Genomic DNA, 22,108 nt, shown 5'->3' with positions numbered 1-22,108 from the left:
GTAATAGCTTTAAAAAGTATTCAAAATATGTTTTCAGTAACATTGGGCAGTTCATTTGTTAAGCACACTTATGTTATTTAAGAATAGCTGAATCTGCAATTATGTCTTGAATCTGCAATTATATCTTAATATCTATGCTCGTTATTTTTGAGACACAATAATTGCATATCAGAAGGGAACTGCTATGTTCAATTTATAAATAAATATTGTTAAATATATAGTTTAGAAGCATATTAAATAGGCATTTTCCTTATATAAACATTTGTATAATTTTACGTCGTATCGATAATCTCTGACAACTGGTATCTTCCTCAGAGCTTTATTAAGTATCTCTAAAACAAAACACCTAAATTATAATTTTAAAGTGGCCAATTACTGCCATATTATGATCCCAAAGTTCGCCTGCAAAGTGTATATAAAAACCCTCAAGTGCGTTCTAAAAAAGAGTAAAGTATCCGTGCAGGTTAGCACGGATGCTTTCAGGTTTAAATTAGTCTTTTTCACTTTATTTTATTTCTTTGGTGGCCAGTTCTTCTCCATCCAGCCTGGTAGCCTTCCTGAGTCCATTGGACCAACCATAACTTTTACATTTAGTTTGTCCTCAATATCACCCTGTAGACGGGCGGCAAGACCCGGAATAACTACACTGTTATGGGTAACATCGCTCTTGAGGTCAAATCCTGACTTCTCAAATGCATCCTTCACCTTATCAGCTGTCAGCTGTCCACCTGCAGCCGCTGCTTCCACACCAATACCATCTGTGTTAACTGCAAGCAGCCAGCAGTCTATTCCGTTTGATGCAAGGTCGCTCTCTACTGTGTAGTAAGTAAGGGCGAAGTTTGTGGTAAAGAGTACAGGTGAATCTGCTGTTGGGTTTCCTACCTTATACATCTTTGAGTCTACGGCAACAGGAGACCTGGGGTCAGTGTATATTGTCTCTGCCAGGTGTACTTCTGGCATGGTGGCATATGGCTCCATGCTGTGGAGAAGCATAATGTCTCCGTACCTGATAGTAAAGATTGATGCAAGAACCGTTTCCCAGTATGATGCACTGACAGGGTCAGCAATTCCCGCCATCCAGGCAGTAAGCGGCATAGCCATGATCGGATATGCGATCTCGGTGTCTCCCATAATGCCTGCTCTCCTGATCTTCAGGAAGTTTGTGAAAGTATCCTTCAGACCTTTCCCGGTTGGGTAAGTTCCCGGGTCAAGCACAATGTCCTTAATTCCAGCCTCTGCAAATGTCTTTGCAAGAGTCTTCAGGCCGTCAAGGTCATTAAACGCTGAAACAACCACAGGCACGTTGTACTCGAGTGCGAGTTCTCCTACCTCTTTCCAGTTGTCCTTGTTCGCGGCATACAGCAGCGGGTTCTTACCCTTTGCTACCTCAAGTCCTGCCTTCAGGACTGCTGGGTTGAAAGAACAGAGAATCACTGGCAGTTCTGTGTTTTCTATAACTTTCTTGACAGCTGCTGCAAACTTTGCAGGATCATTGGATGCTGCTCTTATTGCCACACCATCGAGAAGCAGGTTACGTCCTACGTAGAACTTCTTGTAATCACTGATCTTCTTCACTCTTTCAACAATGGCAGCTTCGTCCATGTTGTCTGCCACATCGAAGAACATCTTTGTCTTGTTAAAGAATGTCAGTTTGTGGCGGTACAGTACATCGTCCCCACCAATATTGGCTGCTCTTTCGCCAACACCAATAGTAACCTGGCGAATTTCAGGAGCAAGAAGCCTGTCGAGTTCTGCCAGTTTCTTTGCATACTTCTTTTCTTTAATCAGGGGAGGGCAGTCTGTTGTCTTGCCGGACCTATCGATCAGCGTGGAAGCAAATGCCATACATGTAGGCTGGCCACATTCTCCACAGTTGGTCTGAGGCAGGTACTTGTACGCTTCTAATGGGCTGTTAATCTTCATTTTTCACACCTCCGCTCCGATCCAGTTTGCAATATCCACCTGCTCTGTGTCTATGGTACCGAATAGCGTCTGGGTAATCTGCTTCAGGACAGCAACCGATGTTGGGTGCATCATCATGAATAGGTCGTTTCCTGCAATTGCAAGTGACAGACCTGTGACAATTTCCCATATAGGTCCTCTGTATTCCCTTGGTCCCCAATCAGAGTCTTCTTTAAGCGGTGATCCCACCATCCATGACTCACGGGCACCCCATGCATTTGTTGTACCTGATGACATCGGGAATGTGAGTTCATCGTCACCCATAAGTGCTGCAAGTCTGATACGCTCCATGTTTGTGTAAGCGTAGTCGAGACCATATCCGAGGGCTGCAGTGGTCGGGTCCATTATGATCCTGTCTCTTGGGACATTGCACTGCTTCATGAGTTTCCTGTTAAGCTCCTTCTGGGCGTTCATGTCCAGCTGAGTCCAGGAAAGGACGTCGTGGTCATATTTGAGTGCTGCTTCTGCAATTGCTGCATAGTCCAGGTTCAGGCTTGCAGATGCAAGCAGGCATCGTTCTCCTTCTGCAACTTCTGCTGCTCTTGCGAGGACTTCGGGGTCTTTCTGCGGGTTACCTGATCCACCGATTGCTATTGGGACATCAACAGCCTGGAGAACTTCTTCTACTGTCTTTGCTGCTTCTTTTGGAGGTGTGTCCTTTACAAGCGGGTCAGTTGAAATCAGGTGAATGGTGATCATATCTGCGTTGAACTTCTCAACGTTCTTCTTTGCCCATTCTCCCGGGCTGTCCATGACCTCATCATAGTTTTCTTTGACAGCTTTTGCAAGCCCAATTCTCATATCGAACACGTCAATTGTTACCTGGTTCCTGTTGGGCATTGGCGCGTCAGGGAAGAACGGCAGGGCTTTTTCTCCACCTACCAGCACTCTCTTTCCACGGCTTCCACCGTCTGCTGATGTGTTTCCTATTGGTACTTCCTGAATCTGAGTTGCCCATTCTGCAATATTGGCAACATCAAACTTTGCAGGTATGAGATCCTTCAGTTTGGGTGCTGCCAGAGCAGGTGAAATTGCCGGAGCTGCTGGTGCACCTATGCCTACCGGGTACCCGAACATGCCTGCAATTCTTGCGAAGTGCTGGGCGAGTACTGCGCTCTCCTGCCCCAGGGCAGCGGCAAGCATGGGGTCAAAGCCGCCTCCGAGTCCACCGAGATCAATCTCAATGTCCCCTTCTATAGTAACACCTTCGAGGGCTTCTACATCCATGCCCGCGAACATGTTTGTAATATCAGATAACTTCATTTTCTTTGCCATGTAAACCTCACCGTTTCCGTAATTTATCCGTTTTTATGAGTGGCTTATAATAAAGGATATAATACAGGATGTGTTTTCAGATCTTTACCCTGATAATACAGGGTCCGGAGCAGGAATCATTCCGTTCCTTTGAATCATTCCTTTGAATCATTCCTTTGAATCATTCCTTTGAATCATTCCTTTGAATCATTCCGTTCCTTTCCTTTAATTCTGGAACAGATTCTGCCCCGTTCTTTTTATTATTTTAATTTTAATTTTGGTTTAAATCCCGTTTCAAGCTCTTAAACCGGATAAGTTCACCTGTTCTCTGTCCCGGTGATTTTCTGCATTTTTTGTGGTTTTCTGCCTGATCCACAGATTCAAAAGTAATCTGGGGTTAGAACCCCAGTTTTTTCACAATATTTTCTATTTCCACTGCAGCAACCGAATCGTCGGGTATTTCAAAGAGAGGTATACCTTTTATGTCCATTTCCTCAATTTTCGGGTCAAGAGGAATCGTACCTATCAGGTTCAGTTTCAGTTCCTCTGCCAGTTTAACGAGCTTTTCCCGGTTAGTATCTGTAACCTTGTTTGCAATAACGTGAATACTGCCTATATTTGACTCGAGTTCATCCACAAGTTCATGAATTCTTTCGGCAGTTCGGAACCCTCTTCTTGAGGCGTCAGTTACCACAATAAGATCATCAATATCCCGGATGATCTTTCGGCTGAAATGCTCAAGCCCGGCTTCTGCATCAATCACAACCAGATCATAGTTTTTAACCAGTTTGTCCATGATGCCCCTCAGGAGGTTGTTTACATAACAGTAACACCCTGATCCTTCGGGCCTTCCCATTACCAGCAGGTCGTAACCCGGCATCTCTTCAATGATCTCATATACCTTGCTCTGGAGCACGGACTCCTTATTCATATCGGGATTGTCAGGCCTTGGTTTTGTTATCTCAGCCTGTAAAAACTCCTTTGCATCCCCTATCGTTTTCACGTCCTCACAGCCAAGGGTTTCCGGCAGGTTAGTATCTGCATCTGCATCAACTGCCAGTATATACTGCCCTTTTTTAGAGAGGGAGCGGATCAGAAGAGCCGCTACCGCTGTTTTTCCAGTTCCGCCTTTTCCCGTTATTGCAATTACTTTGGTCACAGAATACCCCTTTTGATTGTTTTTCGGTTAGGCACTAGCCTTTCTTTCTCGGTTACTTCTTTTCCTTCTTCTCGCTAATGATCATCCTGTCAATGGTGATCTTTGCGTTCTTGAAGGTCAGCTTTATTCCACCGCTTGAACCGCCTGACATCATTGGCATTGCCGGCATCTGGAATCCTGCTGCTGGCATCATCATCGGAGCTGCTGCAACAGCTACTTCCTCTTCTTCTTCCTCTTCTTCTTCCTCTTCTTCAGCTGCTGCCCAGGTAGCAACTATGGGGTGGTTCTTCTCCTGGAGGAAGGCTTTCAGGGACTGGATGTCGGTTGCATCTTTCTCGGTTGCGATCTTGTCCTTAAGGTCTGCAGGGATGGTTTCATCAATCTTTTCCTTAAGCATCGAGGGGAGCCAGACAACTCTGTTCCAGCCGCCATCAGCCTGGATAAACTTCGGGGAGTAGAAATATGCAACACCGATTCCGAGGAAACCTACGATCTGCTTTCCACCACCAGTCTGACCTGCCATGGTTGAGAAACCAATGCCGTTCGGTGCCATTCCCTGGTATTCTCTGTTAACCCAGCCGATACCGTCTACTTCAGGAATATAGAACCCGACTACTTCGAAGCAGCCACAGGATGTGTGTGGTGAGTCAAAGAAGGAGTGGAGTTTTATCTTATCGAATTCGCCGGCGGAGAGTTTCTTGGCGATATCGTTGACACCAGAGTATTCACCGGTATTGGCATCGAGAAGTTCACCCTTTTCGATTGCGAACTGCGGACCTTCCGGGTCTACTTTTGCTGCTGCGCGGCCGTCGAACCAGTTGATTGCACCACAGAGGGAAACTCTGTCAGGAGATACTACACAAACGTTGGTCGGAGCAAAGGACTGGCAGAGGGTACATCCGTAGAAGACTTCCACATCTTCGTCGCGCAGGTCTTTTGTCCTTGCGTCTCTTGCCTTGAAAATTTCCTTTGCTGTTACCATCTGTTTCTCTACTTCGGCCTGGTCGGTGTAGAAGGTCACCTGCATCTTCTCAATGAAGGGAAGTTCTGTCTTGAAAAGCATCATAACAGCTTTTCCGAAGGGTTCGAAGGAGTCCATCTTTGCAGCTGTGTCCTTGGAAACTCTCATCCAGACATCGTACCTCTGGTTCAGGTGCATGATGCCCTGGCAGTAGTTGATGAAGTCGTGGACACGCCTTTCTACGACAGACTCAAGGTCAGGCTCGACAAGTTCTCCGCCTATGTTGAAGATCATTGCCCAGGGGTAGGTCTTTCCCTCTTCCATGTCCTTGAGGTCAGGACCGATGATTGTGACTTTGTCGTCTTCAATCGCATCCATGTCTGCAGCCCTGACAAGTTCGAGACCAAGTGATTTTGGACCACCGAGTTCAACGAACATTCCTTCTTTCCTTACTCTTTCTCCTTCAAACATTGGGGAAATCTCAAATGGGAATTCTGCCATTATATTTCGCCTCCTAAATCAAATTATAAAAGGTCAATTAGCTCATCCAGGGCAGCATAGTGATCTGCTTTGCTTAGATTTCCAAAGGACATCGTTGCGTTCTGGATGTAGTTTCTGTCAATTGCTATTGATTTTACATCGGAAAAGTTCTTTGTTCCTGACAGTACCTGGTTGATGTAGTATTTTATGTGTCCCAGGACAATGAGTGTGTCATAGGTCCCGTTTCCATCAAGTCCTGGCCAGTTCTTGTCTGTTACATAGAAACCGAGCTGGTGCAGGTTTATGTACTTGGCATTCACATCTTTGTCAACAAAGCCTGGCATAGAACTTCCGGTAGCTGCAATCGGAATGTTTGTCTTCTGTGCAATCTTTACCACTCTGTCCAGAAGCTCCTGGTCAAGGATCTTTGTCCCGACCACAAGAAGCGGCCTTTTTGCCTTTGAAATCAGCTTGGCTGCTATCTCAGGGGTAGTTGCTTTGGCAGTTGTCACTCCGTAGGTGGTAAAGAGTTTGGTGTTCTTGGTAGTTTCTACCATTTTCAGGCCCCCTTGCAAAGTCTCTTGAGGTTAGTGGGCTGTGCGGAGACATCGAATTTGATCTTCGGACCGGAGATAATTTTCTTCCTCTTCCAGTCAATTTCCCAGCCGTGTTCCGACTCGAGCCTCTTGAGGAGTTCTTCACGCTTGGCAAGCGGGAGGTCTGCTTCATTTCTGACGAACTTCCACCAGTCTTCAGGTTCGATACCAAGGTACTTTTTGGAAAGCTCCATCCAGTGGGTCAGCTTTATAGACCTGCCCATGTTGTTGTCGGACGGGCGGATGCATGCCTTTGCCATCATTGGAAGTGCTTCCTGCCAGGTTTCTGCTGTGGTCAGGAGGAATTCTGGTGCTGGCGGGATGTTCATCTCTGAACCGTCTCTGGCATCAAAGACTTTCCACTTTGACTCATCATAGTTCTTGGCAATCAGGGCTCTCCTGTACTTCGAGGAATGCGGGCCAAGAACTGCAGGGATACCAAATATGTTGCATCCTGTACCGATTGCAGCTGCCTTCTGTGAGTATGCTCCCCACGCAAGTCCACATGCGCCTACACGGTTGAGGGTATAGTCGGCAATTTCTGCAAGGTTTCCTGCCAAATTCCTCTGGGCAAAGATTCCAGCAACTTTCTCTGCAGCTCCGCTGATGTGGGCGTTAGATACACAGGATCCTGTGTTGAGCAGTCCGCCACCGAAGAATCCACCAGGGTACCTTTCATAAAGCGTCTTGCCTTCGTCGTCTTTGTACATGCCGATATCCATTGCAGAACATCCGCTCACTGCAACGAGATAATTCCTCTTCAGGAATTCTTCGGCAATGTTGTAGACGTCCTTAGTACCGGACGGATAGTTCGGGCATCCGATGATTGCGATGATACCTGGGGTTGTACCCATAACAAGGTTCAGGCCTTCTGCTCTGATTTCTGCATCGCTTGCCTGTCCTCTACCGGCTCTGACCCATCCTTTCTCTTCGCTGATGGCTTTCTGTGCAGCTTTCTCGAGCATATTCAGAATTGGAATCTCTTTCTTACAGACCTGTTCACAGCGGCGGCAGCCAATGCACTGGTCATGGAGAGCTTCGAGGTACTCGTAGCTTCCCTGGGCTGCATACTGCAGAGCTTCCGGGATGTCGAGCTCTTCTGGACATGCCAGCAGGCATTCTCCACACTGTGCACACTTGTCAATGTATGCTTTGAACTCTTCATCAGTTGGTATTGCTGTGATACCTTCCGCATCGCGGATTGGAGCCATTATTTCGGCAATCCTCGGGACGAGTTCTCCCAGTTTATCATAGTCGAGCATTACACAGCCTGGAATCGCACCGGATTTAAGCTCCTCTATTATTGAATCCACATCGGCGTCTGTCCTGTCTGGCAGCCCCATCATGATCTTTTCATTTGATGCGATCACGGGGATCTTGAGCTTCTGGGATTCTGAAAGGACGTCACCGCGGACGCACTGTTCGTCCACAACAATGACATCAGGCATTCCAGAGCGAATAACCTTCAGTTCCTTGGCAAGGGACCCTACGATTTTGGCGTATGGGGCTCTCCTGTCAGCTTCCTTGTACCTGGTCATGTCGAATGCGGTACAGCAAAGTCCTGCAATTTCCATCTTGTCGGTCAGGTTGTTTTCTTCCATGTAGTCCATTATGTAAGTTACACCGGCTACGTTGTGCCCGATTGCAACGATTAATGGCTTGGACTTGTCAATGGAACCCATACCGATTTCGATCAGGGGGGCTTCGGGGTCAGCTTTCGGGAAGTCATATGCTGATACCTGAGCGATATCAGATACTTCCATACCAACGTGGTCAAGACTGCCACTGAAGAGTGCTTTAGAATCATAGTCTATTTCTGCACTTTCCTGACCTGCGTGGATAGTTGCAAGGAGCTGTGTGAGCTGCTCTTCAACAAATTCCATTGGAGCTCTGCATTCTCCAAGAGTCTTTGGACTGAGTCCTGTAGCGATTGTGATGTTAGGGGTCAGGACGTTTGATTCTCCAAGGTTGAGTGGGAGATCTTCACCAAAGACTTCAATTACATGGTCAAGCAGGTGGCGGCCGTGGGCTGCGTGGCAGGCAGTACCTGTAATTACACGGAGGAAGAATTCTCTTCCGTTGTGGCCCATCATGTCAATACCACAGGCACCTCTTTTGTTTCCTGAAAGGTCACAGGGGCCATAGGTACAGTAGCAACACTGGTCACACATGGGGGTAACAACAGGTTCGTAGCGGTCAAGAAGAAGCAAGTTCCAGCTTCTGTAGGAAGCCAAGCCTGGCATAGCAGTTGGACCCATCGGGCCTAACTCTTTTGCTTTTTCTTCTGCAGCCTCCTTTGCTGCCCCTACAATGTTGTTAATAGTGATCTGAACGGATTCCAGATCGTCGATAGAAAAACTCCCGGTAGTTAGTTTGCTCATTTGAGCTTTACCTCCTAAATTTGTTTAAAGTCGACTTCGCCAAGACGATTGCAATCTTTATCTTCGGCATATTCTTCATAATTATTAATTATATATTTTGCCGTCTGCTTTAAATTTACAACCGTTTAAATGACGTTTAATGGCAAAACACTCTTAGCTCTCTATTTGAACATTGAAGGTTTTACCAGCGTTTTTTCAAATAAAAGCGTTTTTGTAGGGAATATTTTTCTTGTAAAAATCGTTTTTAGGGCATCAATGCTCTTCAAAATCCTTTTTTACGCCCTTTTTCTCAAAAAAACCGTTTTTGCCAACGATTGGGACCTTAATCTAGAGCAGAGGTCGCTACCGATGGATAATAAACACTAATTAAGTGACTAAATGTACCAAATCTATATAACATTTTCTAATTTGTAACACCTTATCCGAACAGGTAAAAATGGAATGTGGAGACCCGTTCTTCTTAAAAAAAACCTCAAAGACTTTTTGATCAAAAAAGATACTCTATGTCAAAGCATATCGTTTTTTAATGAGAGTAATATTGGATCTCAATATTTTTTTTATTTGATTTTAATATTTGTTATTATTTCTAATATTTTCTCATACTAAGTGCAAATAGCCCTAAAGATTTTTCTTACTTGAGCTGCAAATTTTGCATTAATTTAATTCAGATTTTCCTTATTAACTTTTTAATATATTATTAAATATTATTTTTTTCAAATCTATATTTCACTACCTGATAAAAATATCAAAACATATTTATATCGGTACTGTCTTTAAACGAATTCGTACAGTAAACGCTGTAAACCGTTTTCATGATTTTTCTCTGGAAATAACTAAATATTATTCCTTCTCTTTAATATTAATCGATTTAATTTTTGATCTAAATAATATTTGTTCTAATTTAATAGGCACTCTAAATCTATATGCTACTGCTGGACACCTATTACCAAAACAGAATAAATAAAATAATAATATAAATTATGACCGTAAACCCTGAGCAGGATCTTTCCGGATCTGGAGATTAAGACCAGAAATTTTGATTAACTGGAACCTGGGTCGACTTTTGCTTGCGGGTTCCAGGCCGGAATCTGGACTGGTCAGGATTTGGAGTGATCGATTCCGGGTTTGGGGTTTCTACACTTCAATATGAGTTTCTTACACTGAATTTAACTATGGGGTTGTTTACGACAGCTTTTTCAGGATACGAACCTTTTATTTATCAGCCTACTTATCAGAATTTGTTCCTCAGCCCTGTCTGGACAATATTCTTGTGTCTGGACGCCATTCTTATATTTGAATAATATTCTGATTTCTTTAAGGGCATTATAAAATCGCTTTTATTATACTGCCCCATTAATCAGTAATTTTAATCCAACAATTTTATACTGGAATTAAATAGAGAGCAATCAAACATGTTTAGCCGTGATACACCATATGAGCCCGGAGGCGGAACGAGCGACAGGATCAAAAGTTCTATTTTTGCAAGCCCGTCGATGGCGATTATTTTTCTCTGTATAGTTTCTTTCTTTCTGGAAATGGTCCCTGGCATAGGATCTCTCTATATAGACACCTTTCAGTTTAATCCCAGCTCTATTTTGACAAGGCCCTGGACTCTTGTCACGTATATTTTCCTGCACGCCGGATTGGGGCATCTTTTTTTCAATATGATTGTCCTGTATTTCTTCGGGACTGCACTCGAGCGAAAGGTGGGGAATAAGCAGCTCCTCGGAATCTTCTTTACGGCAGGAATTCTGTCCGCTATAGGGTATACTTTCTTAAGCAGGCCCATTTTCGACATCTATCCCGGTCCTATGGTAGGTGCGAGCGGAGCTATTTACGGGGTTTTTGCAGCTCTAACCGTACTTGAACCAAATCTGAGGGTGTATGTTTATTTTGTCCCCATGCGTCTGAAGCATGCCCTGTTGCTTTTTGCCGTTTTTGACTTTCTGATGGTAAATTCAACGGACATGATAGCCCACACTGCCCACTTAAGCGGGCTCTTTGTCGGGCTTTACATGGGTTACCGTATAAAGAGAATGCATGATAAATACATTAGAACGAGGTTTGCCGGCAGGTGGTGAGGCTGGATGAAGAGGCTTTTTCTCAGGACAGGTACTATCATCCCAGACCTGGTCCAGGGGAAAAAGTTCCTGTTCAGATCTTAAATTTCACCCGTGTCTTTGCAGCCTGGTCTCCAGAGCTGAAAGCCACTCTTTTTTTTGAAAAAGCTCCTGATGAATCCGAAGCATACGGGCTTAAAAGGGTGCGAGAAGCTGTCATTCTTTATGTCTATGACTGGCTTGCGGGAAGGGAAGGGATAATAGAACTTACAAATGCGGAGTTTGCACAGTTTATGGAGGTCTATGAAGCTTTTCTTCGGAAATTAGGGGAAATCCAGTACAGCAGGGAGAAAAAAGGACGAAAAACTGACAATGTCTTTGAACTTAAGGAATCTCCTTTCATTATCAGGGAAGTTAAAAAAGGTCCCTTCTCCGATAAATTATAATTCTAGAAAATATATCCTGTGTTCTATAGCCAGAAATGTTTAATCTGGAGGGGTTTACTCATCTCGCAGGACTTACCTTTTCCGGGATAGGATAAAAATTTCAGTCAAAGCTCTCAGACTGGTAATGTTAAGACCTTTTATTGCCAAAGTATGCAAATGTTTTACTACAGAAAAGCAAATATTTAGATATAACCAGATTGTTGCCCGAACTGCCGTGATAAAGGTAATCCCTGAAAAGCAGTATCTGTAGACTCATATATGGAACTGTTATTCTCTGAAGGTTAAAATAGAAAACCCATTCCTGTGAGCGTGAAATGGCTTCGGGGAACTATGCTGCCCTCACAGGTCAGTTCTCCGTTAATTGCGGAGATTAAAGAAAAAGATGCAGGTTGAGTACAACTGTAAGTATCATAGAGGACATTGATAATGAAGCCTGTAAAAAGCGGACTTGATTCCATCTCCAAATACCTCCGTACCAAGAAAGAAGTCGGCAGGAGGAAAATAGGCCTTCTGGTAGACGGACCGAACATCCTCAGAAAAGAGTTTGATGTAAATCTCGAGGAGATTAGGGACGTTCTGAAGGACTACGGGAATATCAAGATTGGACGCGTTTTCCTGAACCAGTATGCCTCGGACAAGCTTGTCGAGGCTATTGAAAACCATGGACTTGAACCCATAATCTGTTCCAGTGATGTGGATGTGCGCCTCGCAGTAGAGGGCATGGAACTGGTCTATAATCCCAATATAGACACCCTTGCAATCGTAACCCGCGATGCGGATTTCAAACCACTGCTTAACAAAGCAAACGAACACGGGAAAGAAACCATTATCTTTGGGGTTGAGCCCGGATTTTCTACGGCACTCAAGAACTCTGCGGACTACGTCATTCTCATGGGCAAAAACCACATGAGCGGTTATGATGATGAAGATGAAGAAGGGAAACCTGATGCCTCGGAGCGTGAAGAATACCACGAGGAATATCCCGAAGATGAGTATGGAGAATCTATGGAAAAGGCCTGATTAGAGGTCTGATTTTTCTCTTCAGGATACTCTCTCATTTTTTAAGGATAATCCACGTCTATTCCGAGAATATGGTTTTCTCCGGCAAAAACATCTCTTGCTATCCCGGCACAGCCAATTGCAGCATGCCATTTCCCAAGGCTGAGGCATTCCTGGCCAAGGTGCCTGCTGATTTTTTTCTGCACATATTCCACTTCTCCTACAGAGCCTGCAAGAAAGGCAGCTCCCGTAACTCCGTATTCTTTCAGGAGAAGCTGCATTGAAACTATTTCCATAGCTGCAAAAAGTGATATGGTATCCAGTGCGAGCAGTGCGGGCTCTTCTCCATTTTCGGCTGCATTGAGAAGTTCTCCCCTGTCTTTATAAGGAGTCATCTTCAGAGCTCCTGCTTCCATAAATGCCTGGTTCGCTGTCCTTAGCCCGTCATCAACATTTCTGATAGCTTCAAGGTCAAGAGGTCCGTGGTGAACTCCGGGAGCGAAAATACAGGCATCGATTGCCCCGATAACTTTTCCAGAGGCAACCGCAAGAGTTACAGTATTGGAGCTGATATCTGAAACAACAAAGTCTTTGTAGCCCATGCACCGGATATGATATGCAATCCCCAGCTTTTCCGGGCTTGTAAGGTGGGAAAACACCTTCATTCTCGGGTCTACTTTACTTCTCGTGTGCAGGCCGGGAATCGCTATTGCCGGAATGCCGGAATTCTTCACAGCATCAAAGACCCGTGTGCCTCCTCCGGTCTTTTTTCCCGCGCCTTCCGTACTCTGAAGCCCCCGCCCTTCAATCTTTTTTACGTCTTTAATCTCGGAAAAGCCGTCTCCCATCGAGTAAGTCAAAGCAATCAAATCTATATCTTTAACTTTGACTCCGAACTCTTTTTCAATAGATTCCAGAATTTCTTTTTCTGACATTGCAGCAGCTTCAGACCTTCCGAGTTCAAAGGTCAGAACCTTTTCACCTTCGATAAGTGCAAAACGCATTGCGGTTGTTCCGTGGTCAACTCCTATGAATGCCAAGTGATCTCTCCTGTAAAGCCTCAGAGGGCATTTTTTAGTATCTCATTCAGTTCATTCATTATTCTGTCCCCCTCTTCAGCGGTACCAACTGTTGTCACCAGCCTGATTTCCTGGAAACTTCTGCCTTCGGAGAGCAATAGCCTCAGGTTTCCCCTGGCGTCAGCTCGCAGGACTTTTCCTGCAAGTTTTCCCCCTGCAACACCTTTTACGGAAATTACGGATGGAATTACTTTTTTAAGCTCAGGATGCTGGCTTATAAGTTTTATCAGTTTTTTTCCAGCTCTCCCTCCAATAACCGTAGTATGGGTTCCACCAAGTTTATTCTTTGAAAGATTTTGAGCGTTTTCCTGTAAGCTGTCTTTATTCTCTATCATCTAGTCAAACCGGCTGACTTTACTTTTTTGTAAATGCAGCCCAGATCTCTTTATATGGGCCGCCTTTTCTTTATTCTCAGAAAAGTTCTTCTCTGTTTGTTCTTTTTATATTTATAATGTATATCTATTTACTCAGTGGAAAAGTGAATAAAATACCGGTAAATTTTTCAGGTTATATTTCATGATTATGAAAAAAGAGAATTCCAGATGTCCGGTACACCGATAAACTCAGGCACATCATATAATGTACCGTGTCTCTGGATTATTTTTCGGCTTTTTAATATTTCTTTTTCGTAAAACCCGGTATTCAATAAAATCAGATCTTTTCAAGTTCTTTCATGCCAATTAGCTTTATATTATTTTCTTCCAGGGTTTTTATCGCTTTCTGAGTGTCATTTACCCGGACAATAAGAAGGGCTTTCTGATCCCTGGTGACAAAAGCATAGGCATAGTCAAGGTTAATATTCGCTTCCCCGAAGACTTCCGCAATCCGGGACATACTTCCAGGGACGTCTTCCATTTCAATTCCCAGAACACTGGTTTCCGAAACTGTGAACCCTGCATCGTGAAGCACACGGTGGGCATAATCCGATTTATCCACAACCATTCGGATGATCCCGAAATCTCCTGATTCGGCAATGGTAAACGCTCTTATGTTTATGCCGGCACTTTTCAGTTTATTTGCCACGCTTGCAAGTCTTCCAGGTTTGTTTTCCGCAAAAAGGGAAATTTGTTTTATCACTTTATCTTCCATTCCAGCACCCATGTCCTTTTAATCCCTTATTCCTTTAAATTTATTCTTTTCTTCGAACGAATTAATTAAAATTTTGATTTCCTTTCTTTTCCTGCTTTTTAATTCCTTCTTTTCTCCTCTCACTCTTTTCTCAATATTTTCCTCTGAATATAATATAAGTTTCTGTCTGTATTTTAAACTTACAGGTGTATTATTTTTCTATATTGGGACTTGGTCTGAGCTTTAAAGAGTATTAAAAAAGGAACTGAAAAAGGAATACCTGTAAGGAATAATGTTTTACATTTTTCCGCAATTCCTTTTTCTCTGTGGAAAATCAAATTTCCTGGCCTTCTTATTTCCTGGCTTTTCTGATCTTCAAATGTAAAGCTTTCAGATCTTTCTCTTGTCTATAACTTTCTTTGATTTCCCTTCCGAACGTGGAAGAGAGCCGTGTTCGACAAGCTCTACTTCGACTGCAAGGTTAAGCACGCTCTTTAAAGCGCTTGCGATTTTCCCTTTAAGGGCCATCATATCCGACATTTTATCACTGAAGGCAGACTCATGCATCTCTATCTGCACCTTCATTGAGTCGAGCGGACCTATTCTGTCCACAATTATCATGAAATGGTTTCCGACTTCAGGGATATTCATCAAAACCGATTCTATCTGGCCGGGGAATACATTTATGCCGCGCACGATGATCATGTCATCCGAGCGTCCGCTGATGCGTGTAATCCTCGGGTGCGTCCTGCCGCATTTACAGGGATCAGACAGTTTTCTGGTAAGGTCTTTGATTCTGTAGCGGATAAGGGGGTTTGCTTCTTTTGCAAGGGTGGTAATTACAAGTTCCCCTGTCTCTCCATCAGGAACAGGCTCACCGGTTTCAGGGTCCAGAATCTCTACAAGGAAAAGGTCTGCCCAGATATGGATGCCGCACTGTTCGTCGCATTCGGTAAAAAGAGGGCCGCTGAGTTCCGAAGTCCCGTAAATATCATAGGCTTTAATCCCTGATTCCTCTTCTATTCTCCTCTTGAGCTCCTCGGACCAGGGTTCGGCTCCGAAGAATCCCTTCCTTAATTTTGTATCATTCCTGATGTTGATTCCTTCTTTCCTGGCGGTCTCAATCATGTACAGGAAGTAAGAGGGGGTGCAGGCTATGGATGTCGTGCCGAGGTCTTTCATGAGTTCAAGCTGCCTTTCTGTGTTTCCCGAACTTGTGGGGAGTACGGTTGCTCCCACTTTTTCACTTCCATAGTGGGCGCCGAGTCCTCCTGTAAAAAGCCCGTACCCGTAGCTTACCTGAAGGATATCTTCTTTCCCCACTCCTACGGAGGTGAGAGCACGGGCAAGGGATTCTGCCCAGTTGTCAATATCCTTATGTGTGTATCCTACAACAGTTGGTTTGCCTGTGGTACCCGAAGAAGCATGGAAGCGGGCAAGCTTTGAATTGGGAACGCAAAACATCCCTGTAGGGTAGGTATCTCTGAGATCCTGCTTATATGTAAAAGGTAATTTCCTGACATCTTCGAGAGTCTGGATGTCTTCCGGGCGAACCCCGTGTTCGTCAAACCTTTTTCTGTAAAAAGGAGAGTTCTCATACACGTAATGTACAAGTTTTTTCAATTTTTCTTCCTGCAACTTTCTCAAGTCGTCCACAGGCATTGTCTCGATTTCAGGATCCCAGTATTCTGGCATTTTTTTCACGCTCTTTATTCTTTATTCAGAGACCTTTTTGTTTCAGGCTGCGTCTCTTCCGGCCTTTTTTTATGTATATTTTTCATTTCATGCCCCTTGAGGTCATGCTTAATATGATTCTCTTTTCTTACCGGTTTTTCGTTTCGGAAAGTTGGGATTTTTCCCGGCGTATACGAACTTCCGATAGATATGGTAATGGAAGATTAAGTTTGATTCTCATATAAATAATAGTTGTTGCTATCGAATGGAAAAAAGATCTTATTCAGCTTTAATTGAGAATACAACAGAAAAGGCATGAGAAAAAATAATAATTTTTAGACAGGATAAAAAGTTGAAGTTATTTTACCATCTTTTGCTATTGCTTGTTCACTGTTATTATTTGCCAGTTATCTGCTTTATCAATTTATTCGTCCTCATTGACTTCGATTTCTTCCTCGGAAATCTCTTTTGCCGTGGTTCCGAGGCAGTTCTCAAGGATTTTCTTTGTCATCTCCCTGCATTTATGGAGTACTTCATCCATATTGGCAATTATATCTATTCCCGCAGCTCCTGAATGTCCGCCTCCGGTGCCGTTATATTCATTGCTAATATCTTCCATCAGCTGGCCGAGATTGACTCCCGCATTTACAGCGTCGCGTTTTGCCCTTGCGCTCACTCTGACACTTTCTCCTTTCGTCGTGCCCACAAAAGCCACATCAGCCCCGATGTTAATGAGCATGGAAGATGCAGAGCCTCCGAAAGAACTCACATGAGAAGAAGCTATGATCATATCTCCTACTCTGTCGAGTTCAACCCTGCTTGCAGCTTTCAGGATAGCTATGCGCATTGAGATGTCCTGGGGTGTAGCAGCCATAAGGTCAAGGACTTCTCCATACTCTACCCCACTTGCCTCAATAATTTTCGCCACAGTTTTGAAAGTATCGGCTGAAGCATGCTTAAAATGCCCTGTATCAGTTACTATTCCTGTGAGCATGCCAATTCCCATCCTGCGGTTAATCGGAGCTCCCATTGCTTTCAGGATATCGTAGACTATCTCTACAGTGGAAGTTGTATTCCTGTGCAGGAAAAATTCTGCGTTTTCTGTGAGGGCAGTAGTGGTATGATGGTCAATTACGCAATAACTGGTCAGCTCTATATCATTTAGCTGTGCTTTTGTCGAGGTATCGACCACGACAACAAAACCATAATTTGCAGGGTCTGGCTTATCCACTACCTCGATTCCGAGCCTGTCGATCAGGACAGATGCTACACGGTTACACCCATCCACCAGTCCGACTGTTCCTCCTATAGCTTCAGAAAGAGCGAAAGCACTGCTAACGGCATCCGGATCTGCATTCCTGTGACACAAATATAAAATGTTTCGATAGTCAAGGAGCCGGTTAAAAAACTCCGCTTCATCAACTCGCATTGTCCTCTCTGGCTACCGTTTTGTATGGGTTTCGAAAATCCCGGAAACGCGGGATTTCGGCACAATCTCCATTACAGATATAGTCCTTTTCCGTATTCTATATGTGTAGACGAAAATTAAAATTATTGTGCTCTGGGCCCAAGAGCCTGCTGGATCTGCTCCTGAAGCTGTTTGAAGCGGGCAGTAAGTCTTTCTTCCTGCCTGGAGATAGACTGAAGCCTGAGAGAGAGGGTTTCTTCTCTGTCTTTAAGTTTTGAAACGGACTCCTCTTTAGTTGTTTTTATAACCAGCTCTCCGACACTGCGGTAAATAACCGCATCGTCAGCCAGTCTTTCCAATTCCTCAAGAGCCATTTTTGACTCTTTTTGCATAGCTTCAATCTGAGATTTTTGCATGGACAGAGCCTGAACCTGCTGCTGTACCTGCTGAAGCTGTGCTATCTGGTTCTGGATTTGAGGAGGTAATTCTGAAGTCATGTAATTTTCACCTGAGTCCACAATAAACCTGAAGGGATTTTAATGTTTCTGTCCTGCAGCTTCCGAAAATTCCCTCCCCCACAGAATTGGATTAAAAACACCTGCCAAAAACTTAAACAACAAGTTGAACTTAAATAAAGACATTTAAACAATTTAATTAATATCAAAAAGATTTGGTGAAATAAATGTATTCAGATTATGCCCAGAGGCAGAAGAGGAACCTTTCGCATGTATCCTCTCTAATCTGTAATTCCTAATCTGTAATTCCTAATCTGTAATCTGTAATTCCTAATCTGTAATCTGTAAATCTCAACGGTCATCTGGCAAAAGATAATCATAAATGAACATTTATAATACTATAATTATACACATTTGTAACTCTGTATTATACCGATATAACGAACATTTAATTACTGCATTATACCGATATAACTGGACATTTATATTACTGCATTAATACAGATTAATTAGCAAATAAGTTGGTTAGCGAATCGTTTCAGTGCAAGTAAAGCCGATAAACTATCCACAGTACTAACCTATAATGTATTAATCTGTGTTCTTCAAATTGACATTCCAGATTTAAACAGGATTCAGGAGATTTGTTAAATGGAAAAAAATACGGAAAAAGGCGAAAAGCTTGAAGAAATAAGATCCCTTCTCGAAAAGTTCACGAATGCTCACGGAATTTCCGGCTTTGAAGGCGAAGTCCGGAAACTGCTTGAGAAAGAGCTTGAGCCCTATGTTGACAGTATGCGGGAGGACATTATGGGGAACCTCATCGCTGTTAAAGAGGGCAAAGGTCCTTCTGTAATGCTGGCTGCTCATATGGATGAAATAGGGCTGATGGTCAGATATATTGATGAGAACGGTTTCCTGCGCTTTGTCGGGATTGGGGGATGGTTTGACCAGACTCTTCTGAACCAGAGAGTTATCGTGCACGGCAAAAAGGGCTCCATTTATGGAGTCATAGGGTCCAAACCTCCTCATGTGATGAAAGATGAGGACAGAAAAAAGCCCGTGAAACTCGAGGACATGTTTATCGATATAGGGGCAAAGGACAGGGAGGACGCTGAAAATCTGGGTGTCGAGATAGGCACTTCAGTATCAATCGATCAGGAATTCACGACCCTGGCAAACGGAAAGGTTACCTCCAAGGCTTTTGATAACCGTGCAGGAGTTGTAATTCTCGTCAGAGTTATGAAAGAGCTTCATGAACGCGGGATTGAAGCAAATGTCTATGCTGTCGGCACGGTTCAGGAAGAAGTAGGGCTTAAAGGAGCAAAAACCTGTACTTTCTGCATCTGCCCGGATGTTGCCCTTGCCCTTGACACCACCATCCCCGGAGATCATCCGGGAATCAACAAAACCGATTCAGCCCTGGAACTTGGAAAAGGACCGGTGATAACTGTAGCAGACGCGTCCGGAAGAGGTCTCATAGCCCATCCGCAGATTCTCAAATGGCTCAGGGAAACCGCCGATAAAAATGAGGTCCCCTATCAGCTGGGTGTAGGTTCTGGAGGCACCACAGACGCTACATCAATCCACCTCACCAAAGAAGGTATCCCTACAGGTACGGTCAGTATAGCCACACGCTACATTCACTCTCCTGTAGAGGTTCTGGATATGGCTGATATAGACGCCTGCGTTTCTCTCATTGTGACGGCAATAGAAAATTTAAAAGCATACTTCTAAAGCTACCGATTTTCAAGCCTGGCAAGTTTCTCCGGCTTTGCTCGCTCAAAAGGGCGATCTTCAGAGCCGGGGCGTCTGCATCGGAACAGCACCAGTAGAGTTGTATCAACAGGGCTGGTGCTGTGCAATTCTCTTTTTATATTTACTGTTTAACAGGACAGGTTTGCGGGCTACAATTTTGTGCACTTTTCATATTCTTCTTTAGCTTCTTTATTTTTTGACTTTTTATCGTCAAATTGATTAAAAAAAATTGAAGGTTCTGGTTCAGATTCCGGTTACCAAATGTAATACTTAAAATTTCCGGTTTCATCTTAAACATTATATGTTTAATGATTTCCGGAGCTCAATTGATTTTTAAAGTTATTTTGCTGTTTACACAGCACCAGGTTTTGTAGCAGGATATAGTACCTGTGATAAGATTTTTGGTCAAAGTCTCTGGACCTTTCTTATTGATTTTGATTAAAGACTTGATTTCTTTTGTTAATTCAAAAACTTAATATAGATATGCAAAAATTACTATATTTTGGAGATCAGTGGGAAATACGTGACATATATAATTATATTTATATATGATAGTTAATTCATTACTAAATGAGTTAAATCTTTTCTTTTTGTCATCTTAATTGATGAAATCAAAAAAGAAAGGCTGGAATTTAAAAGCATAATTGAATATGGTATTTTAAGAGATTCCCATGTATGTGGTAAAATATTTGTAAATATGTAGGAGGTTCTTAAGATTATTTGCAGGGAGATAAAAGCTGAAGATAAAGGACAGTGGAATAACGTAGTTAAAGAAAGTTTTAATGGGACCTTTTATCATACCTGGGAATGGAAAGAGGTTATAGAAAAGGGGTTAAACTCCAAATCTTTGTCAGTGGCGGTTGAAGACGAGAAAGAAAATAAATTAATAGGGATCTTTCCATTTTTTATAAGAAATATTTTTGAAGATTACAGAATTAACAAATATTTGCCGATTATTTCTAATAACTTTCAAATAGGCTGTTCTCCTCATCATAAATTATACAGTTTTGGAGGCCCCTGTGTCCCTTCCAGTCTTACCAATTGTGAAGAGATTTACAGGTTGATGTTTGATTTCATTGATTCGTATAGTAAAAATGAAAAAAGCATTATGGATCATTTGATATATCCCTATTATAATTGCCTGGACTCGGCACTAATTCAAAACGGATATATCAAAAACGGAATTAAAAAAACTGCTATAATTAATATAGATAGGGACCTTAATGAAATATGTAAGGGGTTTAAGAGGCAATTCAGTAGAGACATAAAAAAAGCTTCAAAAAAAGAAATAATTATATACGAAAGTCAGAACTATGAGGAAGATATAGACCTTTACTATGATCAGTTCCAGAAACTATTAATTGACAGAGTTGTTGAAAGGACTGGAAATTGTTATAAGAGAGTATCATACGCCCTGGTTCCATATTCGTATTTTGAAATGCTCCGTGACGTCCTTTTTCCGAAAAAAATGGCGAGGTTATTCTTTGCAGAATATAATGGAGTAAAAGTTGGAGCATTAATAAACTTTTATTATAAAGATACTATATATCTGGGTCACACCTCGGTATTGAGAGGCGAATACAACGGTCTTAACGCTTATAAGCTCTTAATCTGGCACATCATAGTGGATGGAAAGAAAAATGGCTTCAAAAATCTTGATGTAGCGGGCCTTCACCCTGATGAAACACATGGGCAGTATCACTTTAAAATGGGATTTAACGGCCAGGTCAAAGAGATTGGAGTATACAGTAAATCGTACAGATATGACGAGATTAAACACGCAAAAGCAATTTTTAATGAATTGAGAAAGCTAAAATAATCATTTTTTCAAATATTGGTCCTGGTCTCACCAGGAAAACAGCAGGGATCTTTCACAAAGGACTACTCTGTTATCAGCTTTTCTTGAATGCCTTTGCCTGGATATCAGGAGTTTTTCCAGACATCTCAATCTTTTAGTTATTGAGGTCCTCGCTTTCGATCTTACGAATACTGCTCCTCAGCTGTCTTATTTCTGCTTCTCAGCTGTCTTATTTCTAATAGATTTCTCATCTGGACTAATTATTATTCTAATGAATCTTATAATATAGATCAGCGTCTTTTCTATATTTTTAATAATGAAATTCAAATCATATATCTGGTCTTTCCAGACCCATTTTTCGGGCGGCATGCTTTTAAAATAAATATATTGTTAACTGGAAACTAAAAATACTATGGTCTACCTATTGGAGAGAAGTCTTAGAGAAAGCGGGAGTAAGCCCGGGAATAATCCAGTGGATTCTCGCTCCTGAGATAAATATATGTAATATGTATAATAAAATGAGTTTTGCAAAATAGTATGTAATTATATAATATAGTAGTAATACTATATTTC

17 protein-coding genes are annotated in these 22,108 nt (G+C 42.8%); 5 read left to right on the top strand and 12 right to left on the bottom strand.

Translation table 11 applies throughout. The features are described from left to right. Positions 1-510: 510 nt before the first annotated feature. The 6 genes from acsC to cdhA all read right to left on the bottom strand — a co-directional run bounded on the left by acsC (position 511) and on the right by cdhA (position 8,793). The gene (gene acsC, locus M886_RS00605; protein ID WP_015412303.1) at positions 511-1,923 is read right to left on the bottom strand and encodes an acetyl-CoA decarbonylase/synthase complex subunit gamma; all 1,413 of its coding nucleotides are present in this window, start codon (positions 1,921-1,923) and stop codon (positions 511-513) included. A 3-nt stretch (positions 1,924-1,926) separates the two neighbouring features. Beyond that, complete coding sequence (cdhD, locus tag M886_RS00600) at positions 1,927-3,237, bottom strand: CO dehydrogenase/acetyl-CoA synthase subunit delta (protein ID WP_011032639.1); 1,311 nt, start codon at positions 3,235-3,237, stop codon at positions 1,927-1,929. A 376-nt stretch (positions 3,238-3,613) separates the two neighbouring features. Next, entirely contained in the window at positions 3,614-4,375 is a 762-nt protein-coding gene (locus tag M886_RS00595) for an ATP-binding protein (RefSeq protein WP_048037214.1), read from the bottom strand. 52 nt (positions 4,376-4,427) lie between these two features. Further along, positions 4,428-5,837 carry a CO dehydrogenase/CO-methylating acetyl-CoA synthase complex subunit beta gene (gene cdhC / locus M886_RS00590; RefSeq protein WP_048037213.1) on the bottom strand — a complete coding sequence of 470 codons (1,410 nt, stop codon included), beginning with the start codon at positions 5,835-5,837 and terminating at the stop codon, positions 4,428-4,430. A 23-nt stretch (positions 5,838-5,860) separates the two neighbouring features. Beyond that, positions 5,861-6,373 carry a CO dehydrogenase/acetyl-CoA synthase complex subunit epsilon gene (cdhB, locus tag M886_RS00585; RefSeq protein ID WP_048038599.1) on the bottom strand — a complete coding sequence of 171 codons (513 nt, stop codon included), beginning with the start codon at positions 6,371-6,373 and terminating at the stop codon, positions 5,861-5,863. Positions 6,374-6,375: 2 nt separating this feature from the next. After that, the gene (cdhA, locus tag M886_RS00580) at positions 6,376-8,793 is read right to left on the bottom strand and encodes a CO dehydrogenase/acetyl-CoA synthase complex subunit alpha (RefSeq protein ID WP_048038597.1); all 2,418 of its coding nucleotides are present in this window, start codon (positions 8,791-8,793) and stop codon (positions 6,376-6,378) included. 1,412 nt (positions 8,794-10,205) lie between these two features. Here cdhA and M886_RS00570 point away from each other — a divergent pair. The 3 genes from M886_RS00570 to M886_RS00560 all read left to right on the top strand — a co-directional run bounded on the left by M886_RS00570 (position 10,206) and on the right by M886_RS00560 (position 12,319). Then, the gene (locus tag M886_RS00570; protein WP_048050469.1) at positions 10,206-10,874 is read left to right on the top strand and encodes a rhomboid family intramembrane serine protease; all 669 of its coding nucleotides are present in this window, start codon (positions 10,206-10,208) and stop codon (positions 10,872-10,874) included. Further along, positions 10,868-11,299 carry a hypothetical protein gene (locus M886_RS00565; RefSeq protein WP_048038593.1) on the top strand — a complete coding sequence of 144 codons (432 nt, stop codon included), beginning with the start codon at positions 10,868-10,870 and terminating at the stop codon, positions 11,297-11,299. Before M886_RS00570 ends, M886_RS00565 begins: the two co-directional genes overlap by 7 nt. A 426-nt stretch (positions 11,300-11,725) precedes the next feature. After that, positions 11,726-12,319, top strand: coding sequence for a TIGR00288 family NYN domain-containing protein (locus tag M886_RS00560; RefSeq protein WP_048050468.1), 594 nt, complete (start codon positions 11,726-11,728; stop codon positions 12,317-12,319). 41 nt (positions 12,320-12,360) lie between these two features. Here the strand turns inward: M886_RS00560 and M886_RS00555 are convergent, their stop codons facing one another. From M886_RS00555 to M886_RS00530, 6 genes are all read right to left on the bottom strand, one after another. Continuing rightward, positions 12,361-13,338, bottom strand: a complete 978-nt coding sequence (locus M886_RS00555) for a methanogenesis marker 12 protein (protein ID WP_015411271.1) — start codon at positions 13,336-13,338, stop codon at positions 12,361-12,363. A 20-nt stretch (positions 13,339-13,358) separates the two neighbouring features. Continuing rightward, entirely contained in the window at positions 13,359-13,712 is a 354-nt protein-coding gene (locus M886_RS00550; protein ID WP_011032629.1) for a DUF2103 domain-containing protein, read from the bottom strand. 316 nt (positions 13,713-14,028) lie between these two features. Continuing rightward, positions 14,029-14,466: an ACT domain-containing protein gene (locus M886_RS00545; protein ID WP_048038603.1), complete on the bottom strand. Its 438-nt coding sequence runs from the start codon at positions 14,464-14,466 to the stop codon at positions 14,029-14,031. A gap of 369 nt (positions 14,467-14,835) precedes the next feature. Further along, on the bottom strand, positions 14,836-16,140 hold the full coding sequence (locus M886_RS00540; protein ID WP_048051604.1) for a phenylacetate--CoA ligase family protein: 1,305 nt from the start codon (positions 16,138-16,140) through the stop codon (positions 14,836-14,838). A gap of 403 nt (positions 16,141-16,543) precedes the next feature. Further along, entirely contained in the window at positions 16,544-17,548 is a 1,005-nt protein-coding gene (locus M886_RS00535) for a DHH family phosphoesterase (RefSeq protein ID WP_011032626.1), read from the bottom strand. A 122-nt stretch (positions 17,549-17,670) separates the two neighbouring features. Beyond that, a complete protein-coding gene (locus M886_RS00530) occupies positions 17,671-18,024 on the bottom strand; it encodes a prefoldin subunit beta (RefSeq protein ID WP_011032625.1) in 354 nt (117 codons plus the stop codon). A gap of 606 nt (positions 18,025-18,630) precedes the next feature. On the opposite strand from M886_RS00530, the gene M886_RS00525 reads away from it, so the two are divergent. Together M886_RS00525 and M886_RS00520 are read left to right on the top strand one after the other, a co-directional pair. Next, entirely contained in the window at positions 18,631-19,716 is a 1,086-nt protein-coding gene (locus tag M886_RS00525) for a M42 family metallopeptidase (protein WP_048040448.1), read from the top strand. A gap of 874 nt (positions 19,717-20,590) precedes the next feature. After that, positions 20,591-21,556 (top strand): lipid II:glycine glycyltransferase FemX, encoded by a 966-nt coding sequence (locus tag M886_RS00520; RefSeq protein WP_048050467.1) that lies wholly within the window; start codon positions 20,591-20,593, stop codon positions 21,554-21,556. The last annotated feature ends 552 nt before the right edge of the window (positions 21,557-22,108 follow it).

The sequence above is a fragment of the Methanosarcina soligelidi genome (assembly GCF_000744315.1).
Lineage (GTDB): Archaea > Halobacteriota > Methanosarcinia > Methanosarcinales > Methanosarcinaceae > Methanosarcina > Methanosarcina mazei.
Note: the sequence above shows the minus strand (reverse complement) of the source record. Positions and strands in the feature narration are given on the sequence as shown.

Coding starts and splice junctions, on each gene's coding strand:
- M886_RS00530 (WP_011032625.1), bottom strand. CDS start 18,024: ATGACTTCAGAATTACCTCCTCAAATCCAGAACCAGATAGCACAGCTT.
- cdhA (WP_048038597.1), bottom strand. CDS start 8,793: ATGAGCAAACTAACTACCGGGAGTTTTTCTATCGACGATCTGGAATCC.
- M886_RS00540 (WP_048051604.1), bottom strand. CDS start 16,140: ATGCCAGAATACTGGGATCCTGAAATCGAGACAATGCCTGTGGACGAC.
- M886_RS00560 (WP_048050468.1), top strand. CDS start 11,726: ATGAAGCCTGTAAAAAGCGGACTTGATTCCATCTCCAAATACCTCCGT.
- M886_RS00535 (WP_011032626.1), bottom strand. CDS start 17,548: ATGCGAGTTGATGAAGCGGAGTTTTTTAACCGGCTCCTTGACTATCGA.
- cdhC (WP_048037213.1), bottom strand. CDS start 5,837: ATGGCAGAATTCCCATTTGAGATTTCCCCAATGTTTGAAGGAGAAAGA.
- M886_RS00570 (WP_048050469.1), top strand. CDS start 10,206: ATGTTTAGCCGTGATACACCATATGAGCCCGGAGGCGGAACGAGCGAC.
- cdhB (WP_048038599.1), bottom strand. CDS start 6,373: ATGGTAGAAACTACCAAGAACACCAAACTCTTTACCACCTACGGAGTG.
- M886_RS00550 (WP_011032629.1), bottom strand. CDS start 13,712: ATGATAGAGAATAAAGACAGCTTACAGGAAAACGCTCAAAATCTTTCA.
- M886_RS00525 (WP_048040448.1), top strand. CDS start 18,631: ATGGAAAAAAATACGGAAAAAGGCGAAAAGCTTGAAGAAATAAGATCC.
- M886_RS00545 (WP_048038603.1), bottom strand. CDS start 14,466: ATGGAAGATAAAGTGATAAAACAAATTTCCCTTTTTGCGGAAAACAAA.
- cdhD (WP_011032639.1), bottom strand. CDS start 3,237: ATGGCAAAGAAAATGAAGTTATCTGATATTACAAACATGTTCGCGGGC.
- acsC (WP_015412303.1), bottom strand. CDS start 1,923: ATGAAGATTAACAGCCCATTAGAAGCGTACAAGTACCTGCCTCAGACC.